Here is a 19,378-nt window from a genome sequence, read left to right as displayed (position 1 = left end):
TCGGCCGCCGCGTCCGCGGCGGCGCGGGCTCCCCCGGCCGCGTCGGCGGCCCGCTGGGCCGCCGCACCGGCGTTCCGCGCGTTCTGGGCGGCCCGGTCAGCGCCATCGCGGTGGCCGGACGCGCTGGTGTTGAGCCCCTCGGCCCAGGTCCGCAGGGCCTGGGCGTCCGCGGCCGTCCGGTCGGCCTTCGCCTTCGCGGTGTCGGCCTCCGTCTTCGCCTTCCCGGCGTCGGTCCGCGCCGTCTCCGCGTCCTCCCGGGCGCTGTCGGCGCGCTCGGCGATCCCCTCCAGGTCGGAGATCAGACTCTCGGCCTCCTCGCGCGCCTCCCGCGCGGCCCTGTCCCGGGCGTCCTGGTCGCCGCCGACGGGCCGGTCCTGCCCGGACAGGCCCTCCACAGCGGCGTTGAGCGCCTGGTACCGCTCGGGGGTCTCGTCGAGTTCGTCCACGAGGTCGGCGACGGCGTCCTCCTGCTCGCCCGCGGCCTCCTGGGCACTGGTCGCCGAGGTGTCCGCCTCCGCCGCCTCGGAGACGGTCGTCCGGACCCGGTCGATGAAGGCGTCGCGGTCGGGTTCGGGCATCCTCGCGCGGGCGTCGTCGCGGGCGGCGGCGAAGGTGTCGCGGGCGGTGGTGGCATCACCGTGTGCCGTGTCCGCCGCCGTACGCGCGTCACGTACCTGCCGTTCGGCCCCCGGTGAGGGGGCGCCGTCGGTCCCGGACGCGGGCTCAGCGCCTCCTTCTGTCCCGGCGGCGGGTGCTCCGCCCTCGGAGCCCGTGAGGATGCGGGTGCCCAGCTGGATGTCGGTCCTGCCGTGGTCCAGGGAGGTGGAGAGGCCGTTCGCGGCGTCGCGTGCGCCACCGGCCTCCCGGACGGCGGCGTCCGCGGAGTCGGAGGCGTGCTGGATCCGCGCGTCCACGGTGTCCGTGTCCTGTTCCCGGCCGTCCCGGAGGCCGCTGGAGCTGCCGGGGTCCCCGACGGGGGTGTCGGGCTCCGGCGCACGCAGGTTCAGCTCCGACATGAAGCGGTCGACCAGGTCCTGGCGCGGCCCCGCAGGCGCGGGTGACGGGTCCGGCGAGGTCATGGTGACGGTCGGCCGGGGCTCTCCCGCGGTCGTGGTGGCGCCGTCGGTGCCGCCGGAGGCCGTGGTGGTCGCGGAAGTGACGCCCGCGTCGCCGGTGGTGTCGGTGGTCGTGTTGCCAGCGGTCGTGTTCCCGGTCGTGCCGGTAGTCGTGGTGTTGGTGTTGGTGTTTCCGGTGACCGGTGTGCGGGTCTTCGTCCCCCCGCCGCCGTGCACCGCGCGCACAGGGGGGACGGTGCCGCCGTCCGTCCCCTGCCCGGCGCCCCCCAGCGTGGTGCGCGTGGTGTTCACGGTCTCGACCAGGGCGTCGATCTGGTCGTTGAAGTCGCGCAGTGCCTCCTGGTACCTGTCCTCCTGCGTGCTGTAGGCGCTCTGGGCACTCCGGTCGTCCGGCTGTGCGGCGTACCTCTCGGCCAGGCCCTCCAGCGGGGCCCGGGTGTCGGCGTACGCGGCCTCCGCCTTGCTGAACTCCTCCCGCGCCTGGTTGAGCCGGTCCATGGCGGGGGCCATGTCCTTCGCCTGGTCCGGCGTGAGGAAGCCCATCGCGATCGCGTCGGCCTCCGAGAACCAGCCGGCCATCCTGACCGTGACGTCGTCCACGCCCCAGCGGGTGGGCCGGGAGTAGAACGGGGTCGGCGCAAGGCTCGGGTCGTTCGGGTGGAAGGCGGCGGGCGCCTTGAGCTTGCTGCCCGCGGCGAACGCCCAGGTCGCGTCGTACTCCACCAGGTAGACGGGCCCCTGGCGGAGCTGGTCGGACTCCTGGTAGCCCTTGACGGCCTGGTTGGAGCCCCTGTCGGTCCCGTGGGACGAGCTGGTGTTCACAGCCGCCGAACCGGTGTGGATGCCCTCGTGGCTGTCGTAGGGGATGCCGCCGGTGGTCAGCCCGGACGGGCGGAACTCTCCGCCGCGGCCCTGGCTCCCGCCGTGGGAGTCGCCGGCGGTGTTCGTCCGGGGCCGGACGCGGGAGTCGCTGAGCTGGCTGCCCGGCAACGCGTCCAGGATCCTGGCCCCGCGGCTGCTCGACACGACCTTGGCGCCCCACTCCGTGCGGCTGATGTCGGTGAACTGCACCCCCTCGGAGTTGCGTGAGGCCGACGGGTACACCGCCTTGAGGGCCTTGTCGCTGAGGCTGTGGTCGATCTCGTTGTAGACCGGGTCCTGGCCGTAGGCGTCGGCGAGGTAGGCGCGCGCCGCGTCCGCCGTGGCCCGGGTGGGCTGCCCCCCTTCGGGGGTGCCGGGGGGCGGCTGCCAGCCGAGGGACTGCGCGATGACGACGTTGGCCTTGTCGCGCAGCGCCTGTCCGCCGTTCTGCACCATGGCCGGTTTGGTGACGGCGGTGTCGTTGCCGGGCCGGGGACCGGCGTCGTTCGTCCAGGCGCGCAGCGCCTCGGACACGGACGCGTGGACGGGGGCCGCGGGCCGCCGCGTCGTGCCGCCGTCCTCCGCGGGGGCGGCGACGCGGTCGTCGCCGGTCGTGTCGGTTCCCGTCCGGCCGCCGGTGGTGCCGTCGCCCTCCGGGGCCGGAGGGGTGTTCCGGTCGGCCGGAGCGGTCCCGGTGGAGCCGGTGCCTTCCGTGGACGTGGTGACGGCGGGGGGAGGCGCCGACAGGTCGGTGCCGGTGCTCCGCGTGCCGTCTCCCGTGGCGGTCGTGGTGGTGGTCGTCGCCGGGGGATCGAAGGTCATGTACGCGAACGGGTACAGCGTCTCGACCCGCCCGCTGTCAGCGGTGCCCGTGTACGTCGATCGCGGCGGGTTGCCGTTCTCCCCGCCCCTGGGTTCGCCGAGTTCGAGGGTGAGGGTCAGCCTCGTGTCCGCGCCGACCTTCGCGTACGGGGTGTTCAGGTGCAGCTCGACGGTACGGGCGTCGTCCTGGGACTGTCCGGAGGAGCGCCCGTCGTTGCTGGAGGAGGACACCGCCCCGGCGGGGGCGCCGAACAGCGGGCGGTGCTCCGGCTGCCCCTCCGCCCCCTGGTCGTCCTGGGGGTAGGGGAGGGGCTGCAGCAGCACGCCGTCCGCGCCCACCGCCGTCCCGGTCCCCCTGCTCTGGGAGTTCGCGTCGGTCGCCTTCCACGTGTGCGACTCGATGTAGTAGCCGGACTGGCCGACGTAGGAGACCTCGGTGCGGCTCGGGTCCCTGGTCAGGTTCACGTAGACCTTCGCCGGGGTGGCCGAGCGCATGGCGTGCGGATGCGAGTCCGGGGTGGGCTCCGGACCCAGCGCGCGGACCTTGACCGGCACCGGGACGGTGGAGTCCGGGTTCTGGCCCAGGTGCGTGGTCAGCTTCTGGAGCAGGAGCTCCCGGCCGCCGCTCGTCAGCTCCAGCCCGTTGCGGGCGAGGTCGTTCACCAGTTCCTGGATGGCGGCCTCGGGGTCGGCGGGCTGGATCTGCCTGCCGTTGTCCTCGAACCCGGGCCGCACCCGCGCGGTGTCGGGTTTCTTGGGGTTGGGCTGCGGGCTCAGGTTCACCCCCGTCCCGCTCGCGTCGCGGGTCGCCCGGTCCATCACCAGCCCCTCCTGCTGGGCGTCGCGGGAGTGCACGTAGCCCGCGAGCAGGTTCTGGACGGGAGCGGTCCACCCGTGGAACAGGGTCTTCCAGTTCAGGGGCGGGCCGATGCTCCAGTTCTTCAGGAACTCGATCGCCTGGGTGAGGTGGCCGGAGGCGCGGAAGGCGTACACCCTGGTGTTGTCCGGGATGAACAGCACCGACGACGTGAACGCGGTCGACTGGGTGTGCGAGGTGCCCCGGGAGAAGAACGTGCGGGAGAGGGAGGTTCCGAACACCGGGATCGGTCTGACGGCCTCGTTGGGCAGGGAGCCGTCGGAGGGGTACGGGTTCGGGTTGCGGGTCCCGCTCCCCCCGAACCTGAGGCCGAGGCTGCCGGTCAGGGAGGAGTTGGTGGACAGGCTCACCTCGCTGCCGCCGTTCCACCGCATCTGGGCGTCGACGGGGCGGAAGTCGGTGACGGTGTCGATGTCGACCCTGGTGGCGACGGTGGCGCGGACGTCGTGCGGTGACCAGAGGCCGCCGCTCATCTCCTGGCGGATGCGGGAGCCCGACGGCGTGGTCACGCTCCTGCTCGCGGCCAGTTCCTCCGCCGACAGGTGGTTCTCGAACTGCCGACCGCCCCCGGAGGACTGGGCGAGGAACGACTCCAGCTTGCGCCGGTATCCGTCGTGGAGGCCGCTGCGCGTGTCGGAGAAGGTCCGGTAGGTCTCCTCCAGCAGCCCGCGCATGCCCCGGCTCCCGGCGTCGAAGTGGGTGTTCACGCGTTCGAAGGTGCCGCCGATGCGGCGGATCGCCTGGGCGCGGGCCTGGTCCAGGGTCAGCGGACCCTGCTGGGGGCGGTCGGACGGGGCGTCGTCTCCGTTCCGGTCGCCTCCTGTCGGAGTGTTCTCCGGCGTCGTCCCGGCGGTGGTGTCCGTGGTGTTGCCGGAGGGAGGCGGTGAGATGAGGGCGGCGGGCTGGTTGGTGCCGGTGGTGCTCGGGGAAGGGGTGACGACCTCGGTGCCCCCGCCGAACAGGCGTCCCCAGGTCTGCACCACCCCGTCCCGGACGACGGTCCACCGGCCTCCCCGGTCGTCGCCCGACGTACCGCCGGTGGTGGTCCGCGGGACGAAGTTCCGGACGATCATGTCCCGTGCCTGCTCGGGCGTGAGCGGTTGCCGGACGCCCGACGTGGCGGGCATCGTGTTCCCGTCGGTGTCCGTCCGTGCGGAGTCCCCCTCCCGTGTGGCGGTGGTGACGGTGGCTTCGGGGGCGTTGCGCGTCTCCCGTCCGTCGGAGGAGGCGGCGGTCTCGCCGCCGCGGGTCGTGCCCGTCGGGTCGGACACGGTGCGCGGGGAGTCGGAGGACACCGGCGGCATCTTGGGCGTGAGGAGGACCATCTGGGCGTCCATCCCCTCACCCAGGAGCGGGATGCCGTGTTCGCGCTGGGGCCGGTCATCGCGTGCCATCCCGATGTCGTCGTGCTCGAACAGCCGTGCGGTGAAGCGGGTACGGGACGTCCACACGTCGGAGTCCCCGCTGAACAGCACCGTCTCCTCGGAGCTGTGCGAGAGGCCCTGGCTGGATCCCTTGCCCTGGTTCAGGGACGCGTTCAACGAGACCGAGGGGTTTCCCATGACCCGGGGGACGCCGCGTGCGTCGGCGCCCGCGTCGGTGCGCACGCTGCCGCCGACGTTGAGGCTGACCGCGTGGTTGACGCTCGACCCCTTCGTGGTGGTGATCCCGGCCGAGCCCGCGAACCGGGCGCCCCCGCTGGCGGTCGTGTCGAACTGGTGCTCCAGGCGGTCGAAGTCGCCGTAGACGCGCACGGTCACGGTCTCGGGACGGCCGCCCCTGTCCTTGTGGACCATCGTCGGGTCGATGACGGCGGATTCCTTGAGGCGGACCGGAATGCCGTTGCCGGGCAGGTCGGAGGCACCGCTCCTGAGCCCGGACTCGGAGAGCGCGTTGATGACCTTCAGGGTGTTCTCCCGCGCCACGTCCACGTTGCGGCGCAGGCCCCAGCGCTCGCGGAAGCTGCGCGTCGGCCCGTCCGGGTCCATGCGGCTGGGGCGGACCGCGTAGTCCTTGCCGGTCCGGGCCAGGTCCGGGATGACCATTCCGGGGCGCTTCTCGGAGATGTCGCTGAGCACGCGGTAGGCCAGGTCGTCGTAGAACGGGCGCTGCGGTGAGGGAGGCGTCGGGGCGTCGCCGTCGGTGCCGTCGTTCCCGGTGCTTGTCGTCGTCCCGCCGTTGTCCGCCGGAGCGGGCGGGGGGACGTGGCCGAACCCGCGTACGGTGGCCCCGTTCAGGTCCGTGGGGCGGTCCACGGCGAGGTTCGGGAACGGGGGCCGGGGCGGCGCGGCCGGGCTGTCGGTCGGGGACGGGGGCTTGGGAAGCTCACCGTTGAGCTGGCGGGCGTCCTCGACCGTGAGCAGTTCGACGGAGTTGCCCTCGAAGCGGTGCGCCTGCGGCTCGCCCTGGATGCGGACGTAGAAGTCGCGCTTGACGTCGTAGGCCGCGTGGCCGGACGGGGCGTGCACGACATGGCTGCTCGTCCCCGAGGTGTTGAGCGTGGTTCCCGTGCTCTTCTCGAAGGTCGCCGAGTACTCCACGAAGGGCACGTCGAGTCGGACGCTCCTGCCGCCCGGCAGTTCGAGCCAGATGCCGAAGCCGCCGCCGACCGAACCGGAGGCCACGGTGGAGTGCTTCGCGCTGGAGGAGTCGCTCTTGACGGCGGTGTTGCTGTGCACGAAGTCGGCCAGGCCGGGGGCGAAGTCCTTGCGGTCGTACTGGGTCGACACCGACCACATCCGCATGATGCGGGGATGGCTGTCGGGGATCTCGATCCGGATGTGCGCGGAACTGTTGGACATCTGCGGCAGGTACTGCTGCAACCGGTCGTTGTCGAAGGCGGCCTCGATCCGCGCGCGGTACTCGTCGTCGCGCCGTTCCCTCCGGGAGGGGGTGTGGTCGCCGCCCTGGTTGCCCTTGGGACGGGGGAGGAGGTGGTCGGCCAGCCAGGTGCCGAGGGTGCTCCTGCCCGGTCGGCCGCCGCCCGTCGTGGCGGTGGCGGTGCTGTCGTCGCGGTCGCCTTCGCCTCCGCGGTCGGTCCCGCCGTCGTCGGACGTGGTGTTTTCACCGGCCCCGCCATCGGATGCCGGTGGGACCGGGGAGAAACGGGTGATCTCCAGCGGGTGGCCGGTACCCACGAACGGGCGGTTCACCGGCGGGTGGTGCCCGTTCGCGTCCGTGGGTCCGTTGTCGGGCACGATGCGCTGGGGGGCGTCAGTGGGGACCACCTCGCCGGGCAGGTTCATGGCCAGTCCGTTGTACGCGGTCCCCTCCTGGACACGCGGCGCGGCGAGGCCGGGACCGGTGACGGACGTCCTCATGCCCAGGTCGCCGACGTAGATGTTCGGGGCACCGAGCAGTTCGATGCCGCTGGCGGCGTTGGCGCTGGCCGAGGCCGATCCGGAGGTGCCCCGGACCCTCGCGCCGCCGCGCCCGCCGACGGCCGCGATCGGTCCGGCATCGTTGCCGTTGGCGCCGGTCATGTAGAAGGGGCTCATCGTGAACTTGCCGCCGACGGTCCTGCCCGCTCCGCGCGACCCGCCGTCGCTGGAGTCCACCCCGGGGCCGGCGTCGTGGAGCCGCAGGAACCTGGAGTCCCCGCCGCCGCCCAGGGCCTCGGCGTCGGCGTGGTAGAAGTCGTCGCCGAGGGAGCGCAGGTCGATGTCGGCGCTCCACGTCTGCCCGTTGTCGGTGGTGCTGACGGTGCGTCCGCCCTCGCGGAGGAAGGGTCTGGGCCCTTCACTCCTGAGGATGTCGACCACGCCGTCCACGATCTGCTGCCGCGCGGTGTCGGGCATGCCCGGCGTGCTGGTCAGGACGTCGTCGACGAAGCCGGGCAGGTGCTCGGCGAAGAGCATGTGCGGCCCGAGGAGGGTGGACGTGGTCAGGTAGCCCAGGTCGTAGCTCTGACCGCCCCGGTTCGGCACGAAGCCGCCGTCGTAGGTGAGGGTCGGGAGCGGCCGGGGCGGCGGTGCGCCCTCCGGCGGGGCTTCCTCCTGGCGAACGGGGGGATCGGTGTCGAGGGGGCCGAGCGGGATGTCCCTGCTGGTCCCGCCCAGCGGGACGGGGCCGGTGTCGCCGCTCGGGCCCGCGGGGGACGTCATGACGGTCATGACGGTGATCGGGTTCCTGGGGCGCAGCAGGTCGGCCTGCATCCGGGCGAGGTCGTCGTAGGTCCGGTAGGCCTCGTTGGCTTCGCGCTGCGTCTCGTAGGCGCGGGCGCGCAGGTCGGCGGCGTCGGGGCGGCCCTGGCTCTCGGCCTCCCGGGTCTGGCTAACGAGTTCCTGGGCGCGCTGGTAGCCGCTGAGCGCGTCCTTGATACTGGCCGAGACCAGGTCCTGGAGCCGGGTGGCGCTGGTGATCCCGTCCGACGCGGCCTGGGGGGACGGACGGCCGCGGCCACCGGTGTTCGCGGGAGCGGAGCCGTCCTGGTCGCCCCCGCGCCGGGAGCGGTTGCCGTGGTCCGGTTCCGTGCCGCGGCCCCTGTCGCCGCCTTCGGTGTCGCGTCCGGTGTCGGAGCCGCGCCTGTCCTCGGAGCGGTCGCCCTCGTTGCCGCTCTGGTCGCCGCCGTCGGGGCGGTTGCCGCTGTCGCCCGAACCGTCCTCGTCCCGGCCGCCGTCCTTGTCGTCGTCCTTCTTCCGGCCGTTCTCGGGAGTGTCCTCGGAGTTGTCCTCGTCCCCGTCCTCGTTCTCGGACGCTTCCTCGCTATCGCTATCGCTGTCGCCCTCGTCCTCGGGCTGCTTCCGGGACGGGTCGGAGCCCTCGGACACCGCTTCGGGGCCCGCGGGCTCCTGGACCCGGTCCTCGCTGACGGTCGGGGCGGGACCGGGCTCCGTCACCTCGTGGGAGGAGACGCGTGTGGAGTCCGCGGCGGGAGGCGTCCGTACGGGTTCGCTCTGTGTCTGCCCCTGCTGAGGAGGAGCACCGAGCTCGTCCCCGCTGTCGGGGCCCTCCCCCGGAGCAGGTGCGGTTCGGCCGTGGTCGCCCGTCAGACCGGTGTCGTCCTGGGAGGTCCCGTTCACGCCCGGCCGGGTCGTCGCCGGTAGCGACCACTCGGTCCTCCAGGCCTCTCGTAGACGCTCCCTCTCCTCCGGTGTCCCCGCCCTGGGCGCCCAGTTGGCTCTCCAGTCCTGCATGGCCTGGAGCCGGTTGTTCCACTCGTCCCGGTCCGGGTTGATGGAGGGGTCGGGCAGGTTGCGGGTCCGCGGCTGGTGGGGAGCGGGCTGGTCCTCGGGGACGCGGTCGGCCTCGGTCTGACCGGAGGAGGACTGCTGGCCGTGGTCGCCGGTCAGGCCGGTGTCCTCGGGGGACGGCTGGTCGCTCTCGAAGGGGGCCGGGTCCGATGACCCCAGTCGCTCCAGCCGTAGCCGCATGTCCCTGAGCGTGTCCGAGTCCAGTGAGGAGGTCTCGGAGAGGGTGTCCTGGTCCGGCTGGGGGAGGGCGTCGTGGTCGGGTTCGGTTCGCGTGTGGAGGGGGAGGCGCTGACCGTCGAAGGTGAACAGCGCGTCCTCGGCGGCCTGGGCCAGCGCGTCGTCCTCCCCGTCCCTGGCGTCGTACAGGTTCTCCTCGTCGTTCGCCGTGTACCTGTCGGCGGGGTCGCGACGGGTTCGGGTCTGTTCGGGGGAGCGTTGATCCGTCTGGTCGCGTGAGTGGCGTTCCGGGCGGTTGTCGGCGGGAGCGGTCTCCTCGTGGGAGGACCCGTCCCCGTCCCGGTCGCCGTCCTTGTTCCGGTCGTCGTCCTTCTTCCGGCCGTCGTCGGAGGACGTCCTCTCCGGCTCCACGGCCGCGTCGAGGCCCCCCAGGAGATCACGTACGCTTTCGGCGCGTTCGCGGGCGCTGATGGCGATCTTCTCGGCGTCGTCGCGGGCCTTCTCAGCGGTCTTCGCGGCTGCCTCGGCGTCCTTGGCCGCGCTCTCCGCCTTCTGGGCGGCCTTCTGGGCGGACTCGTGTGCGTGTTGGGCGTCGGTGGCGGTTTTGTCGGCCGTCTCGACGGTCTTGTCTGCGGCCTCCCGGGCCTTCTCGGCGATCCCGCGTGCCTCGTTCGCGCGGGCGGCGGCCTCCCGGGCCTCCCGCGCGGTGGTCTCCGCCCTGGTGTGCAGAGCCTTTGCCTGCTCGGCCAGCCGCTCCGCGTCCTCGGCGGCCCGGGTCGTGGTCCGCACCGCGTCGTGTGTGGTCTGCCGGACCTGCCGGGCCCGCTCCCGTGCGTCCTGCGCGGCCCGGGGAGCGTCGTTCTGCCGGGTGTCCGTCGTCCCTCGGGTGTCGGTACCGTCCGATGTCGTCTGCCCGCCGGGGGAGGGCTGGGGAGCGTTCACCGCCGCATGGACCGCGCGGTCCGCGGCGGCGCGGGCCGCGCGGGCGTGGTCATCGGCCTGCTTGGCCTTATAGGTGGCGTCCTTCGCGCGGGTGCTCACCTCGGCGGCCCTGTCCGCGGCGGCACGGGCCTTCTCGGCCGCGCCGGCGGCCCGCTGGGCCTCCTCCGCGGCCCTCTGCGCGTCCTGGGCGGCCCGGTCCGCGCTGTCCCGGTGGTTGGACGCGCTGGTGCTGAGCCCCTCGGCCCAGGTCCGCAGGGCCTCGGCGTCCGCGGCTACCTGGTCGGCCGTCGCCTTCGCGTTGTCGGCGTTCGTCTTCGCGGCGTCGGCGTCGGTCCGCGCCGTCTCCGCCGCCTCCCGGGCGGTGTCGGCCCGCTCGGCGATGCCCTCCAGGTCGGAGACCAGGCTGCCGGCCTCCTCGCGCGCCTCCCGCACGGCCTTGTCCCACGCGTTCTGGGCGGCCGGGTCTTCGCCGGTGGGCCGGTCCTGACCGGACAGACTGTCCACGGCGGTGCTGAGCGTCTGGTGCCGGGGCAGGGCCCCGTCGAGGTCGTTCCCGAGCCCGGCGACGGTGTCCCTGTGCTGGTCGGCGGTTGCCTGCGCCGTGGCGGCCGCGCTCTCGGCCGCGGTGGTGGCCGTCTCGACCTGTTCGACGGAGGCGTCCCCACGGGGTTCGGGTCTCGTGGTGAGGGCGTCTTCGCGGGCGGTGGTGAAGGAGTCGCGGGTGGTGGTGGCGTCGGTGTGCGCCGTGTCCGCCGCCGTGCTCGCGTCCTGTGCCTGCCGTTCGGCCCCCGGTGAGGGGGTGCCGTCGGTCCCGGCGGCGGGTGCTCCGCCGTCGGAGCCCGTGAGGATGCGGGTGCCGTTCCCCAGCTCGGCCCTGCCGCTCTCCAGGGCGGTGGAGAGGTCGTTCGCGGCATCGCGTGCTTCGTGGGCCTCCCGGTCAGCGGTGTCCGCCGCGTCGGAGGCCTTCTGGACCCGCGCGTCCACGGTGTCCGTGTCCTGGACGGGGGTGTCGGGATTCGCGGCGACGAGGTTCAGTTCCGTACGGAAGCGGTCAGCCAGCGCCTGGCTCGGTCCCGAGGGCGCGGGCGACGGGTCCGGCGGCGGGGCCCCGGTGGTGGTCTGCTGGGGTGCGCTGGTGGTCGTGGTGTCGGTGGTCGTGTTTCCGGTCGTGCTGGTGGTCGAGGCGGTGTTGACGGGGGCCGGTGCGGGGGCCGTCGTCCCTCCGCTCGTGTTACCGCCCGACGTATGCCCGGGGGAAACGGTGCCGCCAGTTCCCCCCGGCCCCGTGCTTTCCAGGTCGGCGCGTATTTTGTTCAGGGTATCGACCATGGCTTCGGTCTTATTGTTGAAGCTGGTCAGCGCCTCCGTGTACTTGCCCTCCTGGGCTTTGTAGGCCTCCCAGGCGCTCTGCTCGTCCGGATTGTCGGCGTACCTCTCGGCCAGGCCCTCCAGCGGGGCCCGGGCTTCGGCGTACTCGGCCTCCGCCTTGCTGAACTCCTCCTGCGCCTTGCGGACGCTCTCCTTGACGGGGTCCAGATCCTTGGCCTGGTCCGGCGTGAGGAAGCCCATCGCGATCGCGTCGGCCTCCGAGTACCACTTGGCCATCCGGATCGTGGTCTGGTCCGCGATCCAGCGGGTGGGCCGGCGGTGGAACGGGGTCGGCGCGAGGCTCGGGTCGTTCCGGTGGAAGGCGGCGGGTGCCGCGAGCTTGCTGCCCGCGGCGACCGCCCAGGTGACGTCGTGCTCCACGAGGTAGAAGGGCCCCTGGCGGAGCTGGTCGGACTCCTGGTAGCCCTTGACGGCCTGGTCGGAGCCCGACTTGGCCCCATGGGACGAGCCGTCGTTCACAGCCGCCGAACCGGTGTGGATGCCCTCGTGGCGGTCGTAGACGGGGCTCTCGGTGGTTATCCCGGCGGGGCGGAACGCGCCCCCGAAGCCCTGGCCCCCGCCGTGGGACTCGCCGGAGGTGTTCGTCCGGGGCCGGGCACGGGAGTCGCTGAGCTGGCCGTCCGGCCGCACGTCCAGGAACTTCGCTCCGCGGCTGCTCGGCAGGGACTTGACGCCCCACTGGGTGTGGTTGCCCTCCAGGGTCCTGCCGATCGCCCCGGGGAGTTCGATGTCCTTGAAACTCACCCCGTCGGGGTTGAGCGACGACGGGTCTATCGCCTTGATGGCCTCGTCACTGAGGCTGGCGTCGATCTCGTTGTAGATCGGGTCCAGCTCGTAGAAGCGGGCGAGATGGGCCCGCGCCGCGTCCGCCGTGTCCTCGACCGACTGCCCCTCGGGCGGCTTCCAGCCGACGGACCGCGCGATGACGATGTTGGCCAGGTCGCGTAGCGCCTGTCCGTAGTCCTGCACCATGGTCGTCAGTGCGAGGGCGGAGTCGCTGCCGGGCCGGGGTCCCGCGTCACGGGTCAACGTGCGGAACGCGTCGACCAGGGAGGCGAAGTTGAGGGCCACGGTCCGCCGCGTCAGGCCGGTTCCCGTCTGGTTGCCGGTGGTGCCGGTGGTGCCGGTGGTGCCGGTGGTGTCGGTGGTGTTGCCGCCTTCCGGGGTGTCCGTCGCCGGGGGGTCGAAGGTCATGTACGCGAGCGAGTACAGCGTGTCGACCCGTCCGCTGGCAGCGCTGACCTCGTAGGTCGATTCCCCGCCCTGGGGTTTGCCGAACCGGAGTTTGAGTTCGAGTTCCGTGTTCGTGCTGACCTTCGCGTACGGGGTTTTCAGGTGCAGCTCGACGGTGCGGGAGTCGTCCTGGGACTGTCCGGAGGAGCGCCCGTCGTTGCTGGAGGCGGAGACCTCCCCGGCAGGGGTCTGGAACAGGGCGCGGTGCTCCGGCTGTCCGTCCGGCCCCTGGTCGTCCCCGGGGAAGGGCGGAGGTATCAGCAGTGCGCCGTTCGAGTCCACCGTCCTTTTGGTCTCGTCGCTCTGCGAGTGCGCGTCGGCCGCCTTCACCTTGTGCGACTCGATGTAGTAGTCGGCGTAGTCGACGTGCGAGACCTCGGTGCTCTTCGGGTCCCAGACCAGCTTCACGTAGAGCTGCCCCGTGGAGCTCGAACGCTGTGGCCGCGGCTTCGAGTCCGGGGCGGGCTCCGGCCCCAGAGCGCGGACCTTGACCGGCAGCGGGGCGTGGGGGTCCGGATTGTGGGCCAGGTGCGTGGTCAGCTGCTTCAGCAGGGTCTCCCGGCCGCCGCTGATCGTCAGTTCCAGTCCGTTCGAGGCGAGGACGTCCACCAGGGCCTGGATGGCGGCTTCGGGGTCGGCGTAGTGGGTCTGTCTGCCGTTGTTCTCGAACCCCGGGCGCACCCGCGCGTTCGCGGGTTTGTCCGGGTTCTTCTGGGTACCCAGGTCCACTCTGTCGCCGTTGGGGATCGCCCGGTCCCGGACCATCTCTCCTTCTTGGGCGTCGCGGGAGTGCACGAATCCCGGGGCCAGGTCCGTCTCCGAGCGGGTCCACCCATCGAACGTGGTCTTCCAGTCCAGGGTCGGGCCGATGCTCCAGTTCTTCTGGAACTCGGTGAGGAGGGTGAGGTCGCCGGAGGTGTGGAAGACGTACGCCTTGGTGTTGTTCGGGATGAACAGCACCGACGACGAGAACGTGATCGACTGGGTGTGCGAGGTGCCGTGCGAGAAGAACGAGCGGGAGAGGGAGGTTCCGAACACCGGGATCGGTCTGACGGCCTCGTTCGGCAGGGAGTCGTCGGAGCCGGGCGGGTTCGGGTTGCGGGTCCCGCTCCCGCCGAACTTGAGTCCGAGGTCGATGGTCCGGGATGAGGTGGCGGACAGGAACGTCTCGCTGCCGGCGCCGTACCGCAGCTGGGCGTCGACGGGGCGGAGGCCGGTGACGTCGTTGACGTCGGCCCTGACGATGGTGGTCATCCGGACTTTGTGCGGTGACCAGAGGCGACTGCTCATCTCGTGGCGGGATCGGGAGCCGGACCGGCTGAACGTGCTGCTGTCCGTGGCGAGTACCTCCGACGACAGGGACAGCTCGATCCGCTGACCGTTCCCGGGCGACCGGGAGAGGAACGACATGCCCTTGCGCGCGTATCCGTTTTCGGAGAGGGCCTGGTACGTCTGCGCCAGCACCCCGGAAGTCTGGTCCCCGGTGCGGAAATGGGTGCTCACGTGCCCGTAGACGGGACTGGCGTGGGGGAGCGCCTGGGCGCGGAGCCGTCCCAGAGTCGGCGGTGGGTCCTGCGGCGACCGGTCGTTCGGGGAGTCGTTCCCGTCCCGCTCGCCTCCGGGCGGAGCGGTATCCGGCGCCGTGCCGGTGGTGGTGTCCGTGGTGCCGCCGGGGGGAGGCGGCGGGGTGAGGGCGGCGGGCTGGTCGGTGCCCGTGACCGTGGTGGTGCCCGCTGGAGGCACGGTGTGCCTCAGGGTGACCGCCTTCTTCACCTGGTCGGTCGGGAGTTTTCGCCAGCCGCGGTCCGTGTCGGTGTCCGTCCGTGTGGAGCCCGAGGCCGTCGGGGACGTCTTGGGGGTGAGGAGGACCATCTGCGTGTCCATCCCCTTTCCCAGGAGCGGTGTCCCGTGTTCGTGCTGGGACCTGCCGTCGCGGGTCATTCCGAGGTCGTCGTTCTCGAACAGCCGTGCGGTGAAGCGGGTGCGGGACGTCCACACGTCGGAGGCCCCGGTGAACAGGACCGTGTCCTCGATGCTGCGGGAGATGCCCTGAGCGGCTTCCCTGCCGAAGCCCAAGGAGGTGAACAGCGCGACCATCGGGTTCCCCATCGTCCCGGGGACGCCGCGTGCGTCGCTGTTGGCGTCGTCGCGCACGCTGCCGCCGACGGTCAGGGTCAGCGAGTGGCTGTGGTGCGACCCCTTCGTGACGGTGGTGCCGGACGAGCCCGCGATCCGGGCACCGCCACTGCGGGGTACCTCGAACTGGTGTTCGGGTTTTCCGTATTCGCCGTAGACGCGCAGGGTCACGTGGTCGGGGCGCAGGCCCCTGTCCGCACGGATCGTCTTGAAGTCGATCACGGCGGTTTCCTGGAGACGGATCGGGATGCCGTCGTAGGGCAGGTCGAACTTGCTGCTCTTGATATTGGACTCGGAGAGCGCGTCCCAGACCTTCTGGGTGTTCGCCTCCGCCACGTCCACGTTGCGGCGCAGGCCCCAGCGCTCGCGGTAGGTGCGGACCGCCTCCGACTCCAAGTTGTTGGGGCGGAGGGCGTAGTTCTTCCTGGTCCTCGTCATGTCCGGGATGACCATTCCGGGGTGCTTGTTGGCGATGGCCTTGAGCACTTCGTGCACCAGGTCGTCGTAGAGCGAGCTCTCCGGTGAGTCGTACTTCTTGGTGTCGCCGTCGGTGCCGTCGTTCCCGGTGGTGTCCGTCGTGTTCGTGGTTCCACCGTTGTTCGCCGGAGCGGGTGGGGAGGCGTGGCCGAACGCGAGCACGGTGGTCCCGAACAGATTCGTGGGGTGGTCCATGTCGAGTTGCGGGAACGGGGGTCGGCGGTCGGTCGAGGACGGGGTCTTGGGCGGTTCACCGTTGAGCAGGCGGGCGTCCTCGACCGTGAGCAGCTCGACGGAGTCGCCCTCGAAGCGGTGCGGCTGCGCCTCGCCCCGGATGTGGACGTAGAAGTCGCGTTTCACGTCGTAGGCTGCGTGACCTGAGGCGGGGGAGGAGGCGTGCACGATATCGCTGACCGTCGCCGAGGTGTTCTGGACGATCCCCGTGCTCTTCTTGTGCGTCGCCGTGTACTCCAGGGAGGGGGCTTCGAGCCGGATGCTCTTGCCGTCCGGCAGATCGACCCAGATGCCGAAACCGGTGCCGATCGAACCGGACACCGTGGTGGAGTGCTGCACCTTGGAGGAGACGCTCTTGACCTTGGTGTTGCTGTGCACGAAGTCGACCAGGGCGGGGGCGAAGTCCTTGCGGTCGTACCGGGTCGACACCGACCACATCCGCATGCGCCGGGGAGGGCTCCCGGGGATGTCGATCCGGACGCGCGCGGAACCGTTGGACACCTGCGGCAGGTACTGCTGCACCTGGTCGTTGTCGAAGGCGGCCTCGATCGCCGCGCGGTACTCGTTGTTGCGCTTCTCCTCGCTGGAGGGGGCGCGGCCGTCGCCCGGGTTCCCCTTGGGGCGGGGGAGGAGGTAGTCGGCCAGCCAGGCGCCGAGGCTGTTCTGCCCCGGTCGGCCTCCGCTGCCCGTCGTCGCGGTGCCGGTGCTGTCACCGCGGTCGACGGAGGTGGTGTCCCCGCCGGTTCCGCCGTCGGATGCCGCTGGGACCGGGGAGAAGCGGGTGATCTCCAGCGGGTGGCTGGCACCTATGAACGGGCGGCTCACCGGCCCCTTCATGCCCCCTGTTCCGTTGTCGGGCGTGATCTCCCGGGGGCCGTCGGAGGAGACCGCCTCGCCCGGCAGGTTCATGAGCAGTCCGTCGTACGCGGTCGCCTCCCGCACGAGTGGCGCGGTGAGGCCGGGCCCGGTGACCGACGCCTTCATGTGCAGGTCGCTGACGTAGACGTTCGGGGTGCCGAGCAGTTCGATGCCGGTGGTGGAACTGGCGCTGATCGCGGCCGATCCGCCGGTGCTCCGGACCAGGAAGCCGCCGCGTGTGCCGATGGAGAAGATCGGCCCGGCGTCGCTGCCGCTGACGTTGAACAGGTAGATGGGGCTCCCCGTGAACTTGGCGCCGACGGTCCCGCCCCCGTCCTGTGAACCGGCCTCGCTGGAGGACACCCCGGGTCCGGCGCTGTGGAGCCTCAGATACCTGGAGTCCCCGCCGCTCAGGGACTCGGTCTTGAAGTGGTAGAAATCGCCGTCGAGGGAGCGCAGGTCGATGTCGACGCTCCACGTCTGCCCGTCGTGGGTGCCGCTGACGGTGTGCCCGCCCTCGCGGAGGAAGGGGCGCGGCCCCTCCTTCGTGAGGATGGCGGCCACGCCGTCCAGGATCTGCTGTCGTGCGGGGCGGGGCATGACGGAAGGGCTGGGCAGGAGGCTGTCGACGAACCCGTGCAGGTGCTCGGCGAAGAGCATGTTCGGACCGATGAGGTTGGACGTGGTCAGGTAGCCCAGGTCGTACGCCTTGTCCCGGTCCGGGGAGAAGGTGCCGGTGTAGGTGGGGGCCGACGGCTGTTGCGGCGGGGTTCCCTCCGGCGGTGCGCCCTCCGGTGCGGTTTCCTCGGGTGGTGCGCCCTCCGTTGGTGTGTCCTCCTGGTGGGCGGGGGAGTCGGTGTCGAGGGGGCCGAGCGGTATGTCCCCGTCGGTCCCGCCGAGGGGGACGGGGCCGGGGTCGGTGCTCGGGCCCGCCGGGGTTTCCAGGACGGTCATGACGGTGACCGGCTGGTCGGTGCGCAGCAGGTCGGCCTGCATCTGGGCGAGGAGGTCGTAGGTCCGGTAGGCCTCGTTGGCCTGGCGCTGCGTCTCGTACGCCTGGGCGCGCAGGTCGGCGGCGTCGGGGCGGCCCCGGCTCTCGGCCTCCCGGGTCTGGCTGACCAGGTCCTGGGCGCGCTGGTAGCCGCTGATCGCGTCCTTGATGCTGGCCGAGGCCATCTCCCCGAGCCGGGTGGCGGTGGTCATCCTGTCCGACGCGGGCTGGGGGGAGGGAGTCCTCTGCCCGCTGGCGGCCGCGGGAGCGGGGGCGGACGGATCGCCCTGCACGGGCGGTGGCGCCATGACGGGCGGCGGGACGGGCGCGGTGGGAGGAACGCCGTCCTGCTCCTCCGCGCGGGGCGGCGGAACGGCGTCCCGGTCGTCCTGGGAGTCGGCCGGAGGGGCGGGCTCGGGGGAGCGGTCGTCCAGCGCCTCGGAGAGGGGGGCGGCGTCCTCGGTCTGCGGCGGCGGTCCGCTCTCCGTCCTGACGGTGGTATCGCGGTGGTCGGTGTCCTGGTCGGTGCCCTGGTCGGTGCCCTCTTCGGCGGCGGGCGGTGGGGGCGTGGGGGCGTCCGCCGACTCCGTCCGCTGTTCGGTGGTGCTTACGGTGTCGGGATTCGCCCGCTGTGCGTCCGTCGAGCCGCCCGTGTCGTCCCGCCCGGTGGTGGTGTCGCCGGTGGTCTCGGTCTCCGGAGCGGGAGGAGCGCTCTCGGTGCCAGTGCGCACGTCACCGTCGGCCGACCGGTCGGTGGAGGAGTCCGTGGTGCGGGTGTCGTCGGTGCGCTGGGGTGAGCGTTCACCGCTGTTGCGTTCGGTGGGTGCGGAGCGCTGGCCGGTGTCGGAGGTCGGGTTCTGTGGGGCGGGTGCGGGTGGTGGGGCTGCCTGGCCGACGGGGGGCGCCACGGCGACGGGAGCGATGTTGTGCTGCTGCTCCTGTTCGGGAACGGAGCGGTCGTCGGGGTTGGTGTCGCCGGTTTTCTCCGTGTTCGGTGTGGTCTGTTCGGCGCCGGGGGGCGCGGTCTCCATGGGGTTGTCGGGGACGATGGCGTTGAGGAAGTCGACGGCCAGGGGGCCCTCGCTCGCGCCCGTCCGGAAGGGGTCGTCGCCGGACCTGGCGTCGGGGGAGTCCGCTCCCCGCGGCTCGTTCCGTGGTCCCGGGACGGAGGGCGCATCGGGGCCGGGTTCCTTGTCCGCCTTGGCGGTGGTGGTGTCCTGTTGGGGGGCGACCTCGTCGGTGTCGAACAGCGAGGCCTCGTCGTCGCTGTCGTAGGGGGAGGAGCTCTCGTCCCGGTCGAAGACGGACGATGCGTCGCTGTCGTAGTCGGAGTCGCTGTCGTACAGGGACTGCTCGTCGTCCTGCGGGGACGGGTCGGGTCCGTTGTCGCGGTCGTCTGTCCGCCGGGACCCGTCGCCGCCGCGTTCGGGGGTCCGGTCACCGGACGCGGGAGCGGGGGAGCTGTCGCCGCCGTGCTGGGGGGTCCGGTCACCGCCCTGACCGGGGTCGTCGTCCCCGCGCCACCAAGGGTCGGTGCCGTCGGGGTCGGTGCGGTCGTCGGTCCGGTTGTCGGAACCGCTGCTCTCGGTCTGGGGCGGGGGTGTGTTGAGGTCGGGTGTGTCCTTGTCTTTGAACAGGTCGGCGCCTTGGAGGATGCCGTCTGTGGCGCCCTGTTGGATGCCCGCCTGGGAGGCGCCCGCGGTGGCGGAGTAGACCGAGGCCTCCCAGCCGCGTCCGTCGGCCATGCTGCCCAGGCCCTCGCCGAGGTAGCCCTCCAGCGCTCCGCTGCCGATGCTGCCGCCGACCTGTTGGGCGTAGGCACCGGTGGTGGAGAAGTAGTCGTTGAGGGGTTTTTGCAGGTTGACGGGGACGTCGGCGAGGTGGTCGCGCATGTGTGGGGGCAGGCGGTCGCCGATGGTGTCCCGTAGGTGTTGTCCCAGTGCGGGGTTGTTCCAGTTGCGGGTGAGGGTGTCGGCGTAGTCGCGTCCGAGGTTGCGTGCGGCGGTGTCGCCGAGGTGGTCGCCGAAGTTGCGGGCGAAGAGGTCGGCGAAGTCGTTGCGTGCTGTGGCGGCTTTGGCGGCGTTGTCGAAGGCGCCCGCGCCGATGGGGCTGG

At 72.0% G+C, this 19,378-nt stretch carries 1 protein-coding gene; it reads right to left on the bottom strand.

Going from position 1 to position 19,378, the window contains the following annotated elements:
- The coding region (locus FYW99_RS32060) for a hypothetical protein (protein WP_190394894.1) at window positions 1-19,378 on the bottom strand (19,378 nt) is incomplete at both ends.

Source organism: Nocardiopsis deserti (assembly GCF_008638355.1).
GTDB lineage: Bacteria > Actinomycetota > Actinomycetes > Streptosporangiales > Streptosporangiaceae > Nocardiopsis > Nocardiopsis alborubida.
The sequence above is the reverse complement of the archived record's forward strand: the minus strand, read 5'-3'. Positions and strand labels throughout refer to the sequence as shown.